21 protein-coding genes are annotated in these 19141 nt (G+C 63.6%); 16 read left to right on the top strand and 5 right to left on the bottom strand.

The features are described from left to right. Window positions 1–49: 49 nt before the first annotated feature. The gene (locus NKI37_RS26465; protein WP_023689819.1) at window positions 50–274 is read right to left on the bottom strand and encodes a hypothetical protein; all 225 of its coding nucleotides are present in this window, start codon (window positions 272–274) and stop codon (window positions 50–52) included. A gap of 45 nt (window positions 275–319) precedes the next feature. Here NKI37_RS26465 and NKI37_RS26460 point away from each other — a divergent pair, with 45 nt between their 5' ends. From NKI37_RS26460 to NKI37_RS26425, 8 genes are all read left to right on the top strand, one after another. Further along, a complete protein-coding gene (locus tag NKI37_RS26460) occupies window positions 320–676 on the top strand; it encodes a hypothetical protein (protein ID WP_352519878.1) in 357 nt (118 codons plus the stop codon). Continuing rightward, window positions 673–1680, top strand: a complete 1008-nt coding sequence (locus NKI37_RS26455) for an aldo/keto reductase (RefSeq protein ID WP_352788648.1) — start codon at window positions 673–675, stop codon at window positions 1678–1680. Before NKI37_RS26460 ends, NKI37_RS26455 begins: the two co-directional genes overlap by 4 nt. A gap of 407 nt (window positions 1681–2087) precedes the next feature. Further along, window positions 2088–3035 carry a substrate-binding domain-containing protein gene (locus tag NKI37_RS26450; RefSeq protein WP_023693785.1) on the top strand — a complete coding sequence of 316 codons (948 nt, stop codon included), beginning with the start codon at window positions 2088–2090 and terminating at the stop codon, window positions 3033–3035. 171 nt (window positions 3036–3206) lie between these two features. Beyond that, complete coding sequence (locus tag NKI37_RS26445; RefSeq protein ID WP_460221708.1) at window positions 3207–4838, top strand: sugar ABC transporter ATP-binding protein; 1632 nt, start codon at window positions 3207–3209, stop codon at window positions 4836–4838. After that, complete coding sequence (locus tag NKI37_RS26440; RefSeq protein ID WP_023693787.1) at window positions 4835–5851, top strand: ABC transporter permease; 1017 nt, start codon at window positions 4835–4837, stop codon at window positions 5849–5851. Before NKI37_RS26445 ends, NKI37_RS26440 begins: the two co-directional genes overlap by 4 nt. Before the next feature lie 72 nt (window positions 5852–5923). Then, on the top strand, window positions 5924–6319 hold the full coding sequence (locus tag NKI37_RS26435; protein WP_352788653.1) for a type II toxin-antitoxin system RelE/ParE family toxin: 396 nt from the start codon (window positions 5924–5926) through the stop codon (window positions 6317–6319). Further along, window positions 6319–6708, top strand: a complete 390-nt coding sequence (locus tag NKI37_RS26430; RefSeq protein WP_023693789.1) for a helix-turn-helix domain-containing protein — start codon at window positions 6319–6321, stop codon at window positions 6706–6708. The genes NKI37_RS26435 and NKI37_RS26430 overlap by 1 nt, the downstream gene beginning before the upstream one ends. A 33-nt stretch (window positions 6709–6741) precedes the next feature. Next, complete coding sequence (locus NKI37_RS26425) at window positions 6742–7239, top strand: GNAT family N-acetyltransferase (protein ID WP_023693790.1); 498 nt, start codon at window positions 6742–6744, stop codon at window positions 7237–7239. A 30-nt stretch (window positions 7240–7269) separates the two neighbouring features. Here the strand turns inward: NKI37_RS26425 and NKI37_RS26420 are convergent, their stop codons facing one another. Together NKI37_RS26420 and NKI37_RS26415 are read right to left on the bottom strand one after the other, a co-directional pair. Continuing rightward, window positions 7270–7518, bottom strand: coding sequence for a hypothetical protein (locus NKI37_RS26420; RefSeq protein WP_031201948.1), 249 nt, complete (start codon window positions 7516–7518; stop codon window positions 7270–7272). A 145-nt stretch (window positions 7519–7663) separates the two neighbouring features. Then, the gene (locus NKI37_RS26415) at window positions 7664–8293 is read right to left on the bottom strand and encodes a glutathione S-transferase family protein (RefSeq protein WP_023703088.1); all 630 of its coding nucleotides are present in this window, start codon (window positions 8291–8293) and stop codon (window positions 7664–7666) included. A gap of 210 nt (window positions 8294–8503) precedes the next feature. Here NKI37_RS26415 and NKI37_RS26410 point away from each other — a divergent pair, with 210 nt between their 5' ends. The 7 genes from NKI37_RS26410 to NKI37_RS26380 all read left to right on the top strand — a co-directional run bounded on the left by NKI37_RS26410 (window position 8504) and on the right by NKI37_RS26380 (window position 16014). Beyond that, entirely contained in the window at window positions 8504–9490 is a 987-nt protein-coding gene (locus NKI37_RS26410) for a tagatose kinase (protein ID WP_023712530.1), read from the top strand. Next, window positions 9487–10764 carry a D-tagatose-bisphosphate aldolase, class II, non-catalytic subunit gene (locus tag NKI37_RS26405; RefSeq protein WP_023699146.1) on the top strand — a complete coding sequence of 426 codons (1278 nt, stop codon included), beginning with the start codon at window positions 9487–9489 and terminating at the stop codon, window positions 10762–10764. The genes NKI37_RS26410 and NKI37_RS26405 overlap by 4 nt, the downstream gene beginning before the upstream one ends. 64 nt (window positions 10765–10828) lie before the next feature. Next, window positions 10829–11407 carry a DUF922 domain-containing Zn-dependent protease gene (locus NKI37_RS26400; protein ID WP_023712528.1) on the top strand — a complete coding sequence of 193 codons (579 nt, stop codon included), beginning with the start codon at window positions 10829–10831 and terminating at the stop codon, window positions 11405–11407. Between the two features lie 194 nt (window positions 11408–11601). Next, window positions 11602–12687: an ABC transporter ATP-binding protein gene (locus tag NKI37_RS26395; RefSeq protein ID WP_352794599.1), complete on the top strand. Its 1086-nt coding sequence runs from the start codon at window positions 11602–11604 to the stop codon at window positions 12685–12687. Between the two features lie 39 nt (window positions 12688–12726). After that, complete coding sequence (locus NKI37_RS26390) at window positions 12727–14052, top strand: ABC transporter substrate-binding protein (protein WP_023693796.1); 1326 nt, start codon at window positions 12727–12729, stop codon at window positions 14050–14052. 158 nt (window positions 14053–14210) lie between these two features. Next, window positions 14211–15110: a carbohydrate ABC transporter permease gene (locus tag NKI37_RS26385; RefSeq protein WP_373432851.1), complete on the top strand. Its 900-nt coding sequence runs from the start codon at window positions 14211–14213 to the stop codon at window positions 15108–15110. A 1-nt stretch (window position 15111) separates the two neighbouring features. After that, window positions 15112–16014: a carbohydrate ABC transporter permease gene (locus NKI37_RS26380; protein ID WP_023673469.1), complete on the top strand. Its 903-nt coding sequence runs from the start codon at window positions 15112–15114 to the stop codon at window positions 16012–16014. Window positions 16015–16045: 31 nt separating this feature from the next. Here the strand turns inward: NKI37_RS26380 and NKI37_RS26375 are convergent, their stop codons facing one another. Then, window positions 16046–16750 (bottom strand): SDR family oxidoreductase, encoded by a 705-nt coding sequence (locus NKI37_RS26375; RefSeq protein ID WP_352788660.1) that lies wholly within the window; start codon window positions 16748–16750, stop codon window positions 16046–16048. Between the two features lie 117 nt (window positions 16751–16867). Here NKI37_RS26375 and gcvA point away from each other — a divergent pair, with 117 nt between their 5' ends. Then, entirely contained in the window at window positions 16868–17767 is a 900-nt protein-coding gene (gene gcvA, locus NKI37_RS26370; protein WP_023685899.1) for a transcriptional regulator GcvA, read from the top strand. A gap of 58 nt (window positions 17768–17825) precedes the next feature. Here the strand turns inward: gcvA and NKI37_RS26365 are convergent, their stop codons facing one another. Further along, on the bottom strand, window positions 17826–18929 hold the full coding sequence (locus NKI37_RS26365) for a flavin-containing monooxygenase (RefSeq protein ID WP_352788663.1): 1104 nt from the start codon (window positions 18927–18929) through the stop codon (window positions 17826–17828). Window positions 18930–19141: the final 212 nt, after the last annotated feature.

Raw genomic sequence — 19141 nt, 5'->3', positions numbered from 1 at the left:
GCCAACATTTCAGATTTCCCAGCACGGTGCGAAGGAACGAAGATCACGCTCAATCGTCAGCAGCCGGCATCAACTCAAGCTCGGCCGGCGACAGCCCCTGCTGCAGCTGGCTCAGCCGGAATTCGTCGACCCAGTAGGCCTCGCCGTCGACCAGCACGCGGGCCGAGTAGACGCCGCCGGAAAAGCTTTGCGCGGTGACGTACACCTTGTGGCGGTCGAGCGCCTTGCGCACCGCGGCGCGCTTGGAATTCTGGCTGGTGACGGAACTGGCCATGGCTCACTCATACACAAGACCGCAAGACATGGCGGCGGCATAAGGATGCTGGAGATCGGCCGCTCTGTCAATTTTGACCGCCTGCTTCTGGCAGCGCTACGATCCAACGGCAGCAAAAAACCGCTGCGCCTCGGCAGCGGACTTTGCAATGGCGACGACAATATTCGGTTAGTGGTCCGAAGGAATTATGAGCGCGGTGACGCGCGAGAGCTGCTGACGCCGGTTCAGCGTCGGCTTCTCGTAGATCTTCTTCATTGGTGTCCCATGGCCCCCAATGGCCGCCGGCAAAGGCGCTTGCGGCTGGGTTTTGTCAAGGGAAGCGCTGTTCTTCCGCCGAACAGCTATGGAAACTGGAGGAGCGGCCGCTATAGTTTTCCTCAGCCCCAAGGAGAACGGCAATGACCCTCAGCACCCGCAAACTCGGCAGCCAGGGGCTGCAGGTCTCGGTAATCGGCCTCGGCTGCATGGGCATGAGCCAGTCCTACGGCCCTGCCGACGAGGCGGAATCGATCGCCACCCTGCACCGAGCCATCGAACTCGGCTGTACCTTCCTCGACACGGCGGAAGTCTACGGCGCTTATGCCAATGAAGAACTGCTCGGGCGGGCGCTGAAGGGCCGGCGCGATGAGGTGACCCTTGCCACCAAATTCGGCTTCCGCATCGAAAACGGCAGACAGGTCGGCTCGGAGCGTGACAGCCGGCCCGACCATATCCGCGAGGCGCTGGAGGGCTCGCTGAAGCGGCTCGGCACCGACCATATCGACCTTTACTACCAGCATCGCGTCGATCCGGCCGTGCCGATGGAAGACGTCGCCGGCACGGTCGGCCGGCTGGTTGCCGATGGCAAGGTGCGCTTCTTCGGCCTGTCGGAAGCGGGCGCGGCGAATATCGGCCGTGCGCATGCCGTGCACCCTGTCTCGGCGCTGCAGAGCGAGTATTCGCTTTGGGAGCGCAATCTGGAGCCGGAGATCATCCCGCTGCTCAAAAAGCTCGGCATCGGCCTGGTGCCGTTCGCGCCGCTCGGCCGCGGTTTCCTCGCCGGCGACGTCAAGCGCGCCGAGGATTATCCGGAAGGCGATTTCCGCCGCGGCGACCCCCGCTACCAGGGCGCCAACTACGACGCTAATGTCGCGGCTGCGGCTGCGGTGCAGGAGGTGGCCGCGGCCAAAGGGGCAAAGCCCGCACAGATCGCGCTGGCCTGGGTGCTCGGCAAGGGCGACGGTTTCGGCATTGACATCGTGCCGATCCCGGGGACAAAGCGGCGCAAGTATCTCGAAGAAAATGTTGCTGCGGCCGCGATCCAGCTCGACCCGGCCGAGACTGCTGCGCTCGACGCAGCCCTTGCGCCCGGCAAGGTCTCAGGGCCGCGCTACAATGAGCGGGTGATGACGACGATCGATCGGTAGAGGCGTCTAAGCTGCCAATCTCCCCCCTCGTGGGGGAGATGCCTGGCAAGGCAGAGGGGGGCGCGAAGGATCGCCCGCATCAAGTATTCTGCGTAGAGGTTAGCTCAAAGATGTAAGTGAAATTGGCCAATGTCGGCAGGACAGCGCCCCCCTCTGTCCTGCCGGACATCTCCCCCACAAGGGGGGAGATTAGCAGTTTCAGCCCCTCGCCTCACCTTGCGTAATCGATTTTCCTTGGCTAGCATCCTCCGGTCGGCGCCGTGCGGAGGAGAACGTTGCGGCGGACCGGCTGGAGCGCCTCGCGTCCCCTCGGGGCGTTCACAGGACACTCCATTTTTGAATTGACGCAAGGACCGTCCCGAGCCGCTCCCGGTTTCGGGCTCCTGCGTTCATGTGGAGGATATCTGATGAACAGACGCGAATTCCTGTTGTCGACCGTGGCGACCGGCGCCATGGCGCTGGCCGCGCCCATGGCCTTTGCCGCCGACAAATTGACCATATTGGGCTCGGTGCCCAATCTCGGCTTTCCGTTCTTTGTGCACATGCTGAACGAGATCAAGGCGGAGGCGCAGGCGCAAGGCGTCAATCTGACCGAGAGCGACGGCCAGAACTCGGCGCCGAAGCAGACCGCCGACATCGAGGCCGCACTTGTGCAGAAGGTCAACGCCATCGTGATTTCGCCGCTTGACGTCAACGCGCTGGCGCCGGCGATCGAGGAAGCGGTCAAGGCCGGCGTTCCGGTGGTGACGATCGACCGCCGCGTCGACGGCGTCGAGGGCATTCTCGCCCATGTCGGCGCTGACAATGTCAAGGGTGGCGAAGCCGAGGCGCAGGCCATGGTGGCGGCGTTCCCGAACGGCGCCAAGCTGTTCCATTTGCAGGGCCAGCCGGGTGCCGGGCCCGCGATCGACCGCAACAAAGGCGTCCACAATGTGCTCGATCCGCTCAAGGACAAGTACCAGATCATCTTCGAGCAGACCGCCAACTTCGCCCGCGCCGAAGCGCTGTCGGTGACCGAGGCCGGGCTTGCCGCCAACGGCAAGCCGGACGCCATCATCTGCGCCAATGACGACATGGCGCTCGGCGCGCTCGAAGCCTGTGCCGCGCGCAACTTCACCGACGTCAAGATCTACGGCTTCGACGCGCTGCCGGAAGCGCTGGTCGCCGTGCGCGACGGCAAGCTCGCCGGCACGGTCGAGCAGTTCCCCGGCGAACAGTCGCGCAAGGCGGTGCAGATAGCGGTCGCCTTCGCCAGGGACAAGACCCAGCCGAAGGAGAAGCTGGTGCTGTTGACGCCGATCGTCATCGGCAAGGACAATCTCGACAAGGCGGAGAGGTTGAACGAGACGAAGTGAGAGTAGGGCCCATGACGGGTGGAGGTCGCGCTCTGTCGCGCCCCCCTCTGTCCTGCCGGACACCGCCCCCACTTGGGGGGAGATTGGCCGTCACGTCTGCTTTCGCCAATCGCCAACGTTATAGAAATAGTGCTGCCGGCAAAACTGCTGATCTCCCCCCGTGTGGGGGAGATGTCTGGCAGGACAGAGGGGGGCGCTGTCCCGCTGCCTATCGCAATCCGGGAGCAATGCTTGTCCGCCGTTGAACCCACCGCATCATCGCCACCGCTCCTTTCCGTCGAAGGCGTGACCAAGCATTTTTCCGGCGTCACCGCGCTCATCGACGTTTCGCTCGAGGTGCGGCCCAGTGAGATCCTTGGCCTGCTCGGCGAGAACGGCGCCGGCAAGTCGACGCTGTTGAAAATCCTGTCCGGCGTGATGCCGCCGTCAAGCGGCCGCATCGTCTTCGACGGCGCCGACTACGCGCCGTCCAGTCCGCAGGATGCGAAGCGGCATGGCATCGTCACCATCTATCAGGAACTGAGCCTGATCCCGACGCTGACGGTTGCGGAAAACATTTTCATCGGCCGCGCGCCGCTCGGGCCGCTCGGGCTGGTCAGCTGGCGCAGGATGGAGGACGCCTCGCGCGCGATCATCGCCCGCGTCGGTCTCGACATCGATCCGGCGACGCCGGTGTCCTCGCTGTCGGTAGCCGAACAGCAGCTGGTCGAAATCGCCCGCGCTCTGTCGCTGGAAAGCCGCCTGATCATCATGGACGAGCCGACCTCGGCGCTGACCGAGACCGAGGTGCAGAAACTGATGTCGATCATGGACAGGCTGCGCAAGGACGGTGTCGCCATCATGTTCGTCACCCACCGGCTGGAGGAAGCGTCCGCCATTTGCGACCGCATGACCGTGCTGCGGGATGGCAGGCTGGCCGGTCATCTCGACCGTGACGGCCAGCCGATCCAGATCCCGAAGATCATCGAGAAGATGGTCGGCCGCGCCGCCTCCGAGCTCTACGCGCGGCCGACGCAGCGCGATGTCGCCGGCGAGGTCAGGCTCTCGGTGCGCGGGCTGCGGACGGTACGCGACCCGTTGGCGCCGCATGCCATCGTACTCGAAGGCGTCAACCTCGATCTGAAGGCCGGCGAAATCCTCGGCGTTGCCGGCCTCGTCGGTTCCGGCCGCACCGAGCTTGCCCGCGCCATTTTCGGCGCCGACCGCATCGCCGCCGGCACGATTGCGCTCGACGGTAAGCCGATCGCCCCGGCCTCCCCCGCAGACGCCATCAAACTCGGCATCGGGCTGGTGCCGGAAGACCGCAAGCACCAGGCGATCTTTGCAGCACTGGGCATTCTCAACAATTTCTCGATCGCCTCGCTCGGCCGCTACAGCAATGGGGCCGGCTTCATGGCCGAACGGCGCGAGCGCGAGGCGCTGGCCGGCTATCGCAAGGCACTGTCGATCCGCATGGCCTCGCCCGAGCAGGCGATCGAGGGCCTGTCCGGCGGCAATCAGCAAAAGGTGATCCTGGCCCGCTGGCTGGCGCGCGACCCGAAAGTACTGATCGTCGACGAGCCGACGCGCGGCGTCGATGTCGGCGCCAAGGCCGAAGTGCACCAGATCCTGGTCCAGTTGGCTGCGCGCGGCATCGCCATCATGATGATCTCGTCGGAACTGCCGGAGGTGCTGGCAGTGTCGGATCGCATCGTTACGATGCGGCGCGGCCGTATCACTGGCGAAATGCCGGGCATCGAAGCGACCGAGGAAAAACTGATGGAACTGATGGCGCTCGACCGCAAGCAGGACGCAACGCAATGACCAGCACCACCGAACAGACCCAGCGCAGCGGCATCAACATCGCGCGGCTTCTGATGAGTTTTGGGCCGCTGATGTTCCTGGCGGTGTTGATCGTCATCTTCACCGTGCTGAAGCCGAGCTTCATCGATCCAATCAACCTGTTCAACATTTTGAGGCAGATCTCGATCACCGGGCTGATCGCGCTCGGCATGACCTTCGTCATCCTCACTGCCGGCATCGACCTGTCGGTCGGCTCACTGCTCGCCTTCTGCGGCATGGTGGCCGCGGTGGTGGCCAAGGGCGGCACCGCCAACACGCTGTCGCTGTCGACCACGGGCACGCAAGGCTATGGCTGGTTCGCCGCCTTGCTTGCCGCCGTCACTGTCGGGGCGCTGGCCGGCGGCGTCCAGGGCTTTGCCATCACCCGGCTGAAAGTGCCGCCCTTCGTCGTCACGCTGGGTGGGCTCACCGTGTTTCGCGGCCTGACGCTGACCATCTCCAATGGCGGACCGATCTCCGGTTTCGACGCCTCGATGCGCTGGTTCGGCACCGGGCTCATCGGACCGGTGCCGGTGCCGGCGATCATCTTCGCGGCGGCGGCCATCCTGTGCCACATCGTGCTGCGCTATACGCGCTATGGCCGCGCCGTCTATGCCGTCGGCGGCAATGCCGAGGCCGCACGCCTGTCGGGCCTGCGCGTCGACCGCATTCTGATCTCGGTCTATGTCATCGTCGGCTTCTTCGCCGGGCTGGCGGCCTTCGTTTTGTCAGCACGGCTCAACTCCTCCGAAGCCGTAGCCGGGATCGGTTACGAACTTACGGTGATTTCCGCCGTCGTCATCGGCGGCACCTCGCTATTCGGCGGCATCGGCTCGGTCGGCGGCACGGTGGTGGGCGCTGCACTGATCGGCGTGCTGCAGAACGGGCTGCAGTTCAACAATGTCTCGTCCTACACGCAAAGCATCGTCATTGGCCTGATCCTGATCCTGGCCGTGGCCTTCGATCGTTGGCTGAAGTCGCGGGTGAGGCGGTAAGGATTTCGGCACACCGAGATAATGTCGTCCATGACATTCACTTGACATTATATAAGGTGAAAGCTATCTTTAATGACATGGATTGTGGAATTCGATGATGACTTCAGAACGGAATTCTCCAAGCTGAAGGACGACGTAAAGGTCGAAATCCGTGCTTTGGCAAATGTTCTGAAGCAGCTGGGTCCGTCTTATGGCAGGCCGAGGGTCGATACGCTGAACGACTCAAGGCACGCGAACATGAAGGAATTGCGGTTCGATGCTGCTGATGGCGTGTGGAGAGTGGCGTTCGCGTTCGATCCTGAGAGAAAGGCCATTTTCCTTGTTGCGGGAGATAAATCGGGCGTCAACGAGAAGCGCTTCTACGAGAAGCTGATCGAGATCGCCGATAAGAGGTTCGACGTCCATTTAAAGCGCGTGAAAGAGGGGCAGAAAACTGCCAAGGAAGGGCACAAGAAGGAGAAGAAGTGATGGCCATTTCCGCCGATGACGTATTTGCCGAAACGATGTCTCCCGAACTGATCAAGGCGTCCGACCTCCGTACCAGGGAGCTGCTTGAGGAGTTTGAAACCCTTCAGCAGCTTCGCAAGGCTCGGGCACTCACACAGGAGCATGTCGGCCGCAAGTTGGGCAAGAAACAGGTCTCCGTTGCCCAGCTCGAAAAGCGGTCGGATTTTCTTCTGTCGACCTTGCGCGGCTACGTTAAGGCTCTCGGGGGCGAACTCGACCTTGTCGTCAGATTCAAGGACCATGCTCCGGTGGTGTTGGCAGGATTGGGTGATGTACGTCTCGCAGAAACGTCGCGCAGCCCAGATCGCACCAAGACGACGAAGAAGCAGATCGCGCGTCGTGCAGCTTGATTGCCGGCGCGAGCTTGGCATGATGGCACAGCCATGACCGAGATCAGAACCATGACCGCAAAGGACGTGCCGTCGGTGTCGCGGCTGCTGGGAGACTCCTGGCGGCGCACCTATTCGCCGATCCTGGGACCCGAGACCACGGCACGCCTCTCGGACGACAAGCATGCGCCCGAGCGGCTGGCAGCCGAACTTCTGGACGACAACAAGATGTCGTTCGTGGCCGAACGGCCGGACGGTTCGATCGCCGGCTACGCGATGGCGGCGATGGACGATCGTGGCGATGTCCTGCTCGACCGGCTGCACATCGACAAGTCAGAGTTCGGCAGCGGGCTCGCCACCGACCTGCTGCACGCGGTGCTTGTCGCGCATGCCGGCATCCCCAGCATTGCGCTGGAAGTGATCGAGGGCAACGACCGGGCGATCGCCTTCTATCGCAAGCACGGTTTCGAGGTGGTCGAACACCGCCCGGCCGCGCACGGCGTCGCCGGCCATGCCTCGCTGATCATGCGCCGGCTGCTGTCGAGGGCGTGAAGTGAATGGGAAACCGCAGTAGTCAGGGCCCTACTGCCCTAACCCCTGCGCCGCCACCGCCTGTGGACCGTCCTCGTCGTCCGGCATATCGAGGAGTTCGATCAGCCGCGCCACCTTCGTTCCCGGCAAGGGGCGGCCCTCGTTGACCAGCGCCTCGTCGGCACCGAGCCAGGCGAACGCCTCGCGCAGTTCTTGAAGGGTGGCGCCGGTCAGCGCGATGTCGGCTATGACCGCCTCGTCTACCGGCCCCAACACCGAAATGATGTCGTCGCGTGTCATGGTCACCTCCATGCTAAGTGCCGGCCGGTCGTCGAGTTGACGCCGGGATCCGGCCATCCAGTCAACGGATTGCAAGCGAAAGCCGCCGACAAAGCAGAATCTGGGTCTTCTTTTCGACTAAGCAAGGTGAACGCGCCTTTTGCCTTCAAGCAGCCGAATGCCGATCGATGCTGTAGAGATGCACGGGATAGCCGGGACCGATGGCGTCGCGTACCCGGCCCGTCCAGGCACGAACCGCCGGATAAGCCGCCAGCGCAAAGCCGCAATCTTCGGCACGGTGGCCGTAGGCATAGACAGCAATGTCGGCGATGGTGAGCATGTCGCCGACAAGGAACGGCGTGTCGTTCAGGCTCCGCTCCAGCGCTGCCAGCGTGCGGGCGCCGGCTTCGCGCTTGGCCGGAAGCGTCGCCTGGTTGCGCTCCAGCCTTCCGGCCAGCGTCCAGAAGCGCAGGGAGCCGATGACCGGCTCGACATGGTACTGTTCGAAGAACAGCCATTGCATAACTTTCGCGCTGACATAGCGATCCGCCGGCAGCAAGGGCGTGCCTTCGGCGAGATAAATGAGGATCGCATTCGATTCGGCGATCGCACGGCCATCCTCGAGTTCGAGCACAGGAACGGCGCCGGCCGGGTTGAGCTTCAGGAAGGCGTCGGTGTGGCTCTCGCCCTCGAAAATCGACACCAGGCGGCTTTCATAGGGAATGTTGAGCAGGCCGAGCACGACCCTCGCCTTCCAACCGTTTTGCGACGGCAAATAATCATGAAGCGTGAGCATGGCTGTCCTTTCGCTGCGGTCGACGCCTGATTTGCACGGTGCCACGATCCCAGCCACCCGAATCCTGCAATGTGTACGCGCGGAAACAGATAAACTATACGCATGTAGAGTTTGATTGACTTCGCTGTATGTGCGATTTACCCGATAAACATTTGCGTCGGATAACTGCGCGGGCAAGCAATCAGTTTGCGTGTGAGAGGAATCGCAAGCATGAGCCTTTCGCGCCGAAGCGAGATCGCCGCCGAGGCCGTGGGGCCAACGATTGTCGCCGGCGAAATCCTGGTCGAGATCATGGCGACGGAACTGGGTTTCGGCTTCCTCGAGCCGCAATCGCTTGTCGGGCCATTCCCCAGCGGTGCGCCGGCGATCTTCATCGATCAGGTCGCCCGGCTGGGAGGCGGCGCCGGCATTATCGGCTGCGTCGGCCGCGACGATTTCGGCACGCTCAACCTGGACAGGCTGGAGCTCGACGGCGTCGACGTCTCAGCCGTCGATATCAGCGACCGCTTCCCGACGGGATGCGCCTTCGTGCGCTACCGGCCCGATGGTATCAGGGACTTCGTCTACAACATCGCCGAATCCGCCGCCGGGCAGATCCACCTGACCACTGCTGCGCGCCTGCTGGCGGACAGGGCCGGCCATCTGCATATCATGGGATCGACGCTGTCGGTGGCAGGGCTGAAGGAGATCGTCAGCTACGCAGTGCAGGCGGTTCGTGCCCGCGGCGGCTCGACCTCATTCGACCCGAATGTGCGCAAGGAGCTGATCGACGGCTCCGACGGCGCACTGTTTTCCGCCCTCATCGACGATGCCGACCTGCTGCTGCCGTCCGGCGACGAATTGCTCGCTACGGCGGGCGTCGATGACGAGCATCAGGCGGTGGCGGCGCTGTTTGCCAGGGGCGTCGGCGAGATCGTGCTGAAGCGCGGTGCTGACGGCTCTTCCTGGTTCGGCGCCGACGGCGCCAGGATCGACTGCGCCGGTTTCCAAGTCGAGGAAGTCGACCCGACGGGCGCCGGCGACTGCTTTGGCGCCACCTACCTGACTTGCCGCCGCCAGGGGATGGAGCCCGGCAAGGCGCTGCTTTATGCCAATGCCGCCGGCGCCCGCAACATCACCCGGCGCGGCCCGATGGAAGGCACCGCCGGCTTCGATGCGCTTGACCAATTCATCAAGGGAACAGCGAGACGGACATGAGCGCCAACCCGCTTGCAGGCCTCGCCAGCGCGCGCAAAAACGGCTCGCCCTACGGCATCACCTCGATCTGCTCCGCGCATCCGCTGGTGATCCAGACGGCGATCAGGCGCGCCGTTGCCGACAGGGAGAAAAACCTGCTGATTGAGGCAACCTGCAATCAGGTCAACCAGTTCGGCGGCTATACCGGAATGACCCCGGCGCTGTTCGTCGCCTTCGTGCTGGAGATCGCCTGTCGCGAGGGGCTGGAAGCCTCGCGCATCATCTTCGGCGGCGACCATCTGGGACCGAACCCGTGGCGCGCAGAGCCGGCGGCGCAGGCGATGGACAAGGCCGAGGCCATGGTCGGCGCCTATATCGCGGCCGGCTTCACCAAGATCCATCTCGACGCATCGATGGGCTGCGCCGGCGAGCCGGCGGCGCTTGACGACGAGACCATCGCCACCCGGGCGGCGCGACTGGCAAAGGCGGCCGAAACGGGCGCGCACGCCGCAGGCAGCACCTTGCCGGTCTACATCATCGGCACCGAAGTTCCCGCCCCCGGCGGCGTCGACCATGCGATCAGCGAGTTGAAGCCGACCGAGGCGGCGGCGGCGCGGCGCACGATCGAGGTTCACCGGGAGATCTTTGCCCGCGAAGGCCTGACCGAGGCGTTCGGCCGCGTCATGGCCGTGGTGGTGCAGCCGGGCGTGGAATTCGGCAGCCAGAATGTCGTCGCCTACGCGCCCGAAAAATCCAAGGGCCTGACCGGCTTGCTCGATGAGCAGCCGTCGCTCGTCTACGAGGCGCATTCGACCGACTACCAGACCCGTGCGGCTTTGACCGCGCTGGTCGCAAACGGCTTTCCTATCCTCAAGGTCGGCCCCGGCCTGACCTTCGCCTTGCGCGAGGCGCTTTACGGGCTCGACCTGATCGCCTCCGAAATGGCCAGGGACTATGGCGACCGGTCGCTCGCCCGGACCATGGAAAGCGCGATGCTGGCAGCCCCCGGCCATTGGCACAGCCACTATCATGGCAATGAAGCAGAGCTCTATGTGCAGCGGCATTACAGCTACAGCGACCGCATCCGCTATTATTGGAGCAACCCCACCGCTGTCGCGGCCGTCGAGCGCCTGCGCAAGGCGCTGGACGACGTTGCCATTCCCGAAACGCTGATGCGGCAATTCCTGCCGGCGCTGCCGGCCGAACTCGGGCCGGCGGGCAATCCCGAGGCTATCCTTCTCGAAGCTGTCGATCAGGTGCTGGCCGACTATGACGCGGCCTGCCGTGGGACCTGAGTGCATTGCGCCGGGTTGATCTTTGCCTCAGCCCAGTGTCTCTGACGTTTCCATGAGACCAGCCATGTTCTTTCTCCTGTTCGCGGCCTCTCTGCTGGCGTCGCCGGCACGCGCCGACTGGAAGCCGGTCGAAAAGGTCGAGACCTACGCCATCGCAGGGCGGACCGGCCCGGAACTCTATGCCGCGATCGGCGAAGCCGGCCCCTTGCTCGGCAAGGGTCGGGTCATTGCGCACACCAATTTCAAGCTGACATGGACCAGGGACTACAGGCCGCAAGGCGACGCCTGCGTGCTCAAATCGGCGCGCCCGAAACTGATCATCACCTACACCTTGCCGAAGCCGGCCGAACCGTTGCCGGCCTCCGTCCAGAAGAACTGGACGGTGTTCATCGCCGGGCTCGCCGCCCACGAGAGAGTGCATGGCGCAGCCATCGCCGAGATGGTGCGCAAGATCGAGGCGGTGAGCGTCGGCCTGACCGTTACTGATGACCCCGCCTGCAGCAAGATCAGAACCGAGCTGACGAGGCAACTCGCCCAGATCTCGCTGGCTCAGCGGCAGGCGAGCCGCGACTTCGACCGGGTCGAATTCGGCCCCGGCGGAAACCTGCAGAAGCTGGTGCTGGCTTTTGTGAATGGGGGGTAGTTTGCCGGCGAACCGGTCATTGCGCCGGTGTTCCGAACGACAAGAGCACCGGCCGCATGGCCGCTTTACAGGCAGGCTTGGTAGCGCTACCGTCTGATCGTCACGCGACCTGTTGGGGGAATGGGAGACGGTCGCGAGGCGGGAGAGGAGCGGTTTCCTTCGGGGCGTCGCAAGAAGCATTCGGGAGGAGATCGATGGCGTCTGTCGCGATCGGCGATGTTTACAAATCGTTCGGGACCGTCGAGGTCCTGCATGGCGTCAGTGTGGATATCGACGACGGCGAATTCGTCACGCTGGTCGGCCCGTCGGGTTGCGGAAAATCGACCCTTCTCAGGATGATTGCCGGCCTGGAAAAGATTTCTCGGGGCGAGATCGCGATCGGGGATCGGGTCGTCAACAACGTTGCGCCGAAAGAGCGCGACGTTGCCATGGTGTTCCAGAACTACGCGCTCTACCCGCACATGACGGTCGCCGAGAACATGGCGTTCTCGCTCATGCTCAAAGGTGTTTCGAAGGCCGATTGCGCTACCAGCATTCAGCGCGCCGCCGAAATCCTCGGGCTGGTGCCATTGCTGACGCGATATCCGCGCCAGCTTTCCGGCGGCCAGCGCCAGCGCGTCGCCATGGGCCGGGCGATCGTGCGCGATCCACAGGTTTTCCTGTTCGACGAACCGCTCTCCAATCTCGACGCCAAGCTCAGGGTGCAGATGCGCGCCGAGATCAAGGAACTGCACCAGCGGCTCAAGACGACCACAGTCTATGTCACCCACGACCAGATCGAGGCCATGACCATGGCCGACAAGATCGTCGTCATGCATGACGGCATCGTCGAACAGATCGGACCGCCGCTGGAGCTCTACGACAGGCCAAACAATCTCTTCGTCGCCAGTTTCATCGGCTCGCCCGCCATGAACCTGATCAAGGGCGAGATCGTCACCGACGGGTCTCCGTCCTTTCGCGGCGCCGGGGGAATTTCCGTGCCGCTGGCCGGCGCGCCGGCCGTTGGCAACGGTCATCCGGTGGTGCTGGGAACACGGCCCGAGCATTTGCGGCTATCGTCAGACAAAGGCATTCCAGTCACCGTCGCGGTGGTCGAGCCGACCGGGTCGGAAGTGCAGATCATCGGCCGCACCGCCGGCGGCGACGAGATCGTCGCCAATTTCCGCGAACGCCATGCCTTCACACCGGGCGAATCCATACGGCTCTCTGCCGCGCCTGGCCTGATTCATCTCTTTGACGGCAAGACCGGAACACGATTTGAAACGCGTAACGGATGGTAAGGACCGCATAGCAAGGAAGATAAACCGGAGGAGACGACCATGAAATTCACGAGACGCGATGTAATCCGCACGACCGCAGGTGCCGCGGCGGGAGCTCTGGGAAGCCGGTTCGTCGGCTCGCCGGCTTTTGCCCAGGAGGGCTTGAAATACAAGCCCGAGGAAGGCGCAAAGCTGCGGCTGCTGCGCTGGTCGCCCTTCGTCAAGGGCGATGAGGATCAATGGCTGGCCAACACCAAGCGCTTCACCGAGGCGACAGGTGTCGAGGTTCGTGTCGACAAGGAAAGCTGGGAGGACATTCGCCCCAAGGCAGCGGTCGCCGCCAATGTCGGTTCCGGCCCGGACCTCATGTTCGTCTGGTTCGACGACCCGCATCAATATCCCGACAAGCTGCACGACGTGACCGAGCTCGGCGAGTATCTGGGCTCGAAATATGGCGGCTGGCACGACGGACCAAAGCAATATGCGACGCGGGACGGCAAGTTCGTCGGCCTGCCGCTGGCCACCATCGGCAATGCCATCGTCTATCGCGAAAGCTGGGTGAAGGAGGCCGGCTTCTCGGAATTTCCGAAGGACACGGCAGGCTTCCTCGAGCTCTGCAAGGCGTTGCAAGCAAAGGGACATCCGGCCGGCTTCACGCACGGCCATGGCGTCGGGGACGGCAACAACTACGCGCACTGGCTGCTGTGGAGCCATGGCGGCCAGATGGTCGACGAGAGCGGCAAGGTGGCGATCAACAGCCCCGAGACGCTAAAGGCGATCGGATACGCGCAGGAACTCTACAAGACCTTCATTCCCGGCACCGAAAGCTGGCTCGACGTCAATAACAACCGCGCCTTCCTGGCCGGCGAACTCGGCGTCATCGCCAACGGCATTTCGGCCTACAATACGGCCAAGATCAACAAGGACAACGATCCGAAGCTGGCTGAGATCGCCAAGGACATCCGCACCACCAACCTGCCGATCGGTCCCGTCGGGAAATCGGTCGAACTGTTCCAGGTGACCACCGCCGTCATCTTCAACTACACGCCCTACCCCAATGCGGCCAAGGCCTATCTGCAGTTCATGTTCGAGGATCCGCAGATGACCGACTGGATCACCTCCTCGGCGGGCTATTGCTGCCAGACGCTGAAGGCCTTCGACAACAATCCGGTGTGGACGGCCGACCCGAACAACGCCGCCTACGCCAAGGCCTCGGCGACGCTGCGTCCCAACGGCTATGCCGGGCCGCTCGGCTATGCCTCGGCGGCGACCATGGCCGACTATGTCCTGGTCGACATGTTCGCCAAGGCGGTGACCGGCCAGGCGACGCCGCAGGAGGCGATGGAAGAGGCGGAGAAGCGCGCCAACCGTTACTACCGCGTTTAAGACACAGCTGAGCCGGGCAGCAGCCATTGCACTGCCCGGCCCGGTTCCTGAAATCGCTTGCCCGAAATAGCTTGGCGGTCGCCCGCACCGACCAAGGAGACCTCCTGAGGAAGCTGTCCATGGCCGTGCCGTCCGTTGCCGCCCAGCCGCGTCCGTCGATGCTTTCGCGGATCTCCGAAAGCCGCAACGCGCTGGGCTTCGGCTTCATGCTGCCGGCGGCGGCGCTGCTGCTGGTCTTCCTGACCTATCCGCTCGGGCTGGGCGTCTGGCTCGGTTTCACCGATGCCCGGATCGGCCGCCCCGGCATCTTCATCGGCGTCGAGAATTATCAGTACCTTTGGAATGACAACGTCTTCTGGCTCTCCGTCTTCAACACGCTGCTCTACACCGTCAGCGCCTCGATCCTGAAGTTCGTGCTCGGCCTGTGGCTGGCGCTCATCCTCAATGAAAACCTGCCGTTCAAATCGTTCTTCCGCGCGATAGTCCTGCTGCCCTGGGTGGTGCCCACTGTACTGTCAGCCATCGCCTTCTGGTGGATCTACGATTCGCAGTTCTCCATCCTGTCCTGGGCGCTGCAGCAAATGGGCCTGATCGACCACCGCATCAATTTCCTCGGCGATCCGGAGAATGCGCGCGCTTCGGTTATCGCCGCCAACGTCTGGCGCGGCATTCCTTTCGTCGCCATCACGCTGCTCGCCGGCCTGCAGACCATTCCGCAGTCGCTCTACGAGGCGGCCACGCTCGACGGCGCCAGTCGCTGGCAGTTGTTTCGTTATGTGACTCTGCCGCTGCTGACGCCGATCATCGCCATCACCATGACCTTCTCGGTGCTGTTCACTTTCACCGATTTCCAGCTGATCTACGTGCTGACCCGGGGCGGACCGGTGAATGCCACGCATCTGATGGCGACATTGTCTTTCCAGCGCGGCATTTCCGGCGGCCAGCTTGGCGAGGGCGCGGCCATCGCGGTGGCCATGATCCCGTTCCTGCTGGCGGCGATCCTGTTCAGCTATTTCGGCCTGCAACGCCGCAAATGGCAACAAGGCGGCGGAGACTGACATGGTCAAGACGGCCGCGACAAGGAAGGCGAAACGTGGGGATATCGACGAAGGCGGCATGGGCTACCTGCAGAGCCTGCCGCGCCGCGTGGTGACGGTCTATCTGCCGCTGCTGGTGTTCGTCTTCGTGCTGTTGTTTCCGTTTTACTGGATGACGATCACGGCGGTTAAGCCCAATCTCGAGATGACCGACTATGCGCAGTTCAATCCGTTCTGGGTGGTGCATCCGACATTGGAGCATATCCGCTATCTCCTGTTCGAGACCTCCTATCCGGGCTGGCTGCTCAACACGATCATCATCTCGACCGCCGCTACTTTCCTGTCGCTGCTGGCGTCGGTGTTCGCCGCCTATGCGATCGAGCGGCTGCGGTTTTCCGGGGCGCGGCAGGTCGGCCTCGGCATCTTCCTCGCCTATCTGGTGCCGCCCTCGATCCTGTTCATTCCGCTGTCGGTAATGGTGTTCAACCTCGGGCTCTACGACACGCCCTTCGCGCTCATCCTTACCTATCCGACCTTCCTGGTGCCGTTCTGCACGTGGCTGTTGATGGGTTACTTCCGCTCCATCCCGTTCGAACTGGAAGAATGCGCGCTGATAGACGGAGCGAGCCGGTGGCAGATCCTCACCAAGATCGTGCTGCCGCTGTCGGTGCCCGGCCTGATCTCCGCCGGCATATTCGCCTTCACCCTGTCATGGAACGAGTTCATCTATGCGCTGACATTCATCCAGTCCTCGGAAAACAAGACCGTGCCGGTGGGTGTGCTGACCGAGTTGGTGCGCTCCGACGTCTACGAATGGGGGGCGCTGATGGCGGGAGCGCTGATCGGCTCGCTGCCGGTGGTGGTGCTCTATTCGTTCTTCGTCGAGCACTATGTCTCGTCGATGACCGGCGCGGTGAAGGAGTGACGCGCCGGCTCACGCGAGGCGACCGGCGCGGTCAGATCGCGCCGATGATGCCGCCGTCGACGCGGATGTTCTGGCCGGTAATGTAGCCCGCACCTTCGGAAGCGAGGAAGGCGATGGTCGCGGCAATTTCCTCCGAGGTGCCGTAGCGCTGCATCGGCACGCTGTCGCGGCGCTCCTCGGTGGCCGGCAGGCTGTCGATCCAGCCGGGCAGCACATTGTTCATGCGCACATTGTCGGCGGCGTAGGTGTTGGCGAAGATCTTGGTGTAGGCGGCAAGACCGGCGCGGAACACGGCGGATGTCGGGAACATCGGGCTCGGCTCGACCACCCAGGCGGTCGAGATGTTGATGATGGCGCCGGCCTTCTGCTTGACCATCTGCGGCGCCACGATGCGCACCGGCCGGATGACGTTCATCAGATAGACGTCGAGACCGGTGTGCCACTGCTCGTCGGTGATTTCGAGGATCGGCGCGCGTGGCCCGTGGCCGCCGCTGTTGACCAGCACGTCGATGCGGCCGAAGCGCTCGAGCGTCAGATCGGCGAGCCGCTGCAGATTGTCATTCGACTGGTTGGAGCCGGTGACGCCGAGGCCGCCAAGCTCCTTGGCCAGAGCCTCGCCCTTACCGGAGGACGACAGGATCGCGACCTTGAACCCGTCCGCCGCCAGCCGCTTGGCCGCCGCCGCGCCCATACCGCTGCCACCCGCGACGACGACTGCCACTTTTTCTACACTCATTTTTCTCTCCTTGGGGTTTTGCGGCGTGTGTCTCGCGACTTCAAAGGATGATATAGCCGGTCTTGCCATCTGGTTCGAACCAGAAAGCCTGAAATCAAGCTGTAGAAAAACTCCTGCATGCCCGAAGCCTTCCTGAGCCTGCCGCCGTTGAATGCGCTGCGTGCCTTCGAAGCCGCCGCGCGTCATCTCAACTTCCGCATCGCCGCGCAGGAGCTGAACGTGACGCAAGGGGCGGTGGCGCAGCATATACGCGGGCTGGAGGCGGATCTCGGCGCAAAGCTGTTCGACCGGCTGCCGCGCGGCCTGGCGCTGACCGATGAGGGACGTGCCTATGCGCCGAACATTCGCCGCGCCTTCGAGCTGATCTCCGAGGCAACGCTGCTGTTGCGGCCCGAGCCGGCGCGGCTGACGATCAGCGTCACGCCGAGCTTTGCCACCAAATGGCTGATCCCCAAACTGCCGGAGTTCGTCGCCCACAACCCGCTCGTCGATTTGCGCATCTTGGCCAGCCAAAGCCTGTCGAGTTTTCAGGCCGACGGCGTCGACATTGCGGTCAGGCAAGGCCGCCCGCCCTTCGGCGCCGGCCTGATGGTCGACCTGTTGTTCCCACAGCAGATCGTCGCCATCTGCAGCCCTGCCCTGCTGCCTACCGAGGCGAACGAGATCGCGACGGCCGATATCCAGCATCATGTCCTGTTGCACGACGCGCACAATCTGTGGCCGGAATTCATGGAGAGAGCGCTCGGGCTGAAGATGGCCACCGAGGCCAAACGCATGCGCTTCAACCAGACAGGCCTCGCGATCGACGCCGCCATTGCCGGCCAGGGCATCGCGCTGGCCAGCCGGTTTCTCGTCGCTGCCGACATTGCCGCCGGCCGGCTGGTGCAGCCGATCAACGCAGAGATGCGTGGGACGCACGATTTCTATGTCGTGATGCCGCGCAAGCAACGGCACCCAGAACCGACGCAAGCCGTGCGGCAATGGCTGCTCGATGAGGGCGACGCGGCGGGGCTGTGATGGATAGCCGATCTCCCCGCAAGGCGGGAGATCCGCAGCTTGGCCGACGCCGCCCCTTTCAGCCTCGCCGAGCAATGTCGGCCGCCACTGCCTTCGCCTCGCGTCCAATTTCCCTGAGCAGACCGGTGACCGGATTGTAGAAGCCGACGAGGTAGAGGCCGAGTTGCGAGGCGCGGGCGTTGACGCCACTGCGCTCCGGCTGCAATTCCACGGGCAGAAACTTTTCGTAGCCCGGGCGATAGCCGGTGGCGAGGATGACGGCGTCGAAATTTTCCTGCCTGCCGTCGGTGAACGCAGCGCCGCGCTCGGTGAAGCCCGCTATGTCGGGCGCGATCTTGATGGCGCCTTTGGTGATGGCGTCGACCGTGCCGACGTCGATGACCGGGATGCGGCCGACTTCGTCGATCTGTTGCAGGATGCCCTGTTTCGGCCTGACGATGCCGTATTTCTCGAGCTTGCCCAGCGCGAAATCGAGGATGATCGGAAACATCCAGTCGTTCAGCGCCTGCGGCATTGGCCGGCTGGCGATGCCGACCATCTGGATCGGCACGCCAAACAGCTGGCGCGGCACGATGTGGACGCCCTTGCGCACCGAAATGGTCGGACGCGCGCCACTTTCCGCCAAGTCGAGCGCGATCTCGGCGCCGGTGTTGCCCATGCCGACGATCAGCACCGAGCGGCCGGCAAAAGGCGCCGCTTGCGTATAGTCGGCGCTGTGCAGCACCTCGCCCTTGAAAGCCTCGATGGCAGGGAGCCGGGGGATGATCGGCTCGGCATTGTTACCGCTGGCGATAACGACATGGCGCGCCTTGAGGTTGTCCGATCCTGTCTCGACCAGAAAACCGCCGTCCCCGAGGCGAATGGCTTTCACCGTCACACCGAAGCGCGGGCGCAGATCGAATTTTTCCGCGTAGTCGTCGAGATAGCGGACCACCATTTCGCGCGGCACGTAGCGCGGATAATTTTTGGGAAAGGGCAGGAACGGCAGCGACGAGAACGACTTGACCGTATGCAGATGCAGCCGCCGATAGTGCCGCCGCCAGGCGGGCGCGATCTCCTGCGATTTTTCGAGCAGGATGAAATCCACTCCTGCCCGCTTCAGGCAGGCACCGACCGCAAGGCCGGCGGGCCCGGCGCCGACAATAACGACAGTGGTGTCCAAGCGATTCTCCTCCCGCTAGCTCCTTAGGCTACGCGTAGAAGCGCAGGCGGGACAAGGCGCGCCTCACCTTCTCCCCTTGTTGGAGAAGGTGGATCGGCGCGCTAGCGCCGAGACGCCTTCGCATCGCGGCGCGCACGCTGCGCATCCTGGCCGGTCTCGGCTCACCCCCGGTGACGAATGTCTATCCCGGCAATCGCCCATGCTGTCGGACG

The sequence above is a fragment of the Mesorhizobium sp. M0626 genome (genome assembly GCF_040320665.1).
Classification (GTDB): domain Bacteria; phylum Pseudomonadota; class Alphaproteobacteria; order Rhizobiales; family Rhizobiaceae; genus Mesorhizobium.
The sequence above is the reverse complement of the archived record's forward strand: the minus strand, read 5'-3'. Positions and strand labels throughout refer to the sequence as shown.

Excerpts from the sequence above, each read along its gene's own strand:
- NKI37_RS26450 (WP_023693785.1), top strand. The coding sequence starts at position 2,088 with ATGAACAGACGCGAATTCCTGTTGTCGACCGTGGCGACCGGCGCCATG.
- NKI37_RS26440 (WP_023693787.1), top strand. The coding sequence starts at position 4,835 with ATGACCAGCACCACCGAACAGACCCAGCGCAGCGGCATCAACATCGCG.
- NKI37_RS26405 (WP_023699146.1), top strand. The coding sequence starts at position 9,487 with ATGAGCGCCAACCCGCTTGCAGGCCTCGCCAGCGCGCGCAAAAACGGC.
- NKI37_RS26425 (WP_023693790.1), top strand. The coding sequence starts at position 6,742 with ATGACCGAGATCAGAACCATGACCGCAAAGGACGTGCCGTCGGTGTCG.
- NKI37_RS26455 (WP_352788648.1), top strand. The coding sequence starts at position 673 with ATGACCCTCAGCACCCGCAAACTCGGCAGCCAGGGGCTGCAGGTCTCG.
- NKI37_RS26435 (WP_352788653.1), top strand. The coding sequence starts at position 5,924 with ATGACATGGATTGTGGAATTCGATGATGACTTCAGAACGGAATTCTCC.
- NKI37_RS26460 (WP_352519878.1), top strand. The coding sequence starts at position 320 with ATGCTGGAGATCGGCCGCTCTGTCAATTTTGACCGCCTGCTTCTGGCA.
- NKI37_RS26465 (WP_023689819.1), bottom strand. The coding sequence starts at position 274 with ATGGCCAGTTCCGTCACCAGCCAGAATTCCAAGCGCGCCGCGGTGCGC.
- NKI37_RS26375 (WP_352788660.1), bottom strand. The coding sequence starts at position 16,750 with ATGAGTGTAGAAAAAGTGGCAGTCGTCGTCGCGGGTGGCAGCGGTATG.
- NKI37_RS26390 (WP_023693796.1), top strand. The coding sequence starts at position 12,727 with ATGAAATTCACGAGACGCGATGTAATCCGCACGACCGCAGGTGCCGCG.
- NKI37_RS26400 (WP_023712528.1), top strand. The coding sequence starts at position 10,829 with ATGTTCTTTCTCCTGTTCGCGGCCTCTCTGCTGGCGTCGCCGGCACGC.
- NKI37_RS26415 (WP_023703088.1), bottom strand. The coding sequence starts at position 8,293 with ATGCTCACGCTTCATGATTATTTGCCGTCGCAAAACGGTTGGAAGGCG.
- gcvA (WP_023685899.1), top strand. The coding sequence starts at position 16,868 with ATGCCCGAAGCCTTCCTGAGCCTGCCGCCGTTGAATGCGCTGCGTGCC.
- NKI37_RS26430 (WP_023693789.1), top strand. The coding sequence starts at position 6,319 with ATGGCCATTTCCGCCGATGACGTATTTGCCGAAACGATGTCTCCCGAA.
- NKI37_RS26410 (WP_023712530.1), top strand. The coding sequence starts at position 8,504 with ATGAGCCTTTCGCGCCGAAGCGAGATCGCCGCCGAGGCCGTGGGGCCA.
- NKI37_RS26385 (WP_373432851.1), top strand. The coding sequence starts at position 14,211 with ATGCTTTCGCGGATCTCCGAAAGCCGCAACGCGCTGGGCTTCGGCTTC.
- NKI37_RS26395 (WP_352794599.1), top strand. The coding sequence starts at position 11,602 with ATGGCGTCTGTCGCGATCGGCGATGTTTACAAATCGTTCGGGACCGTC.
- NKI37_RS26380 (WP_023673469.1), top strand. The coding sequence starts at position 15,112 with ATGGTCAAGACGGCCGCGACAAGGAAGGCGAAACGTGGGGATATCGAC.
- NKI37_RS26420 (WP_031201948.1), bottom strand. The coding sequence starts at position 7,518 with ATGACACGCGACGACATCATTTCGGTGTTGGGGCCGGTAGACGAGGCG.
- NKI37_RS26445 (WP_460221708.1), top strand. The coding sequence starts at position 3,207 with ATGTCTGGCAGGACAGAGGGGGGCGCTGTCCCGCTGCCTATCGCAATC.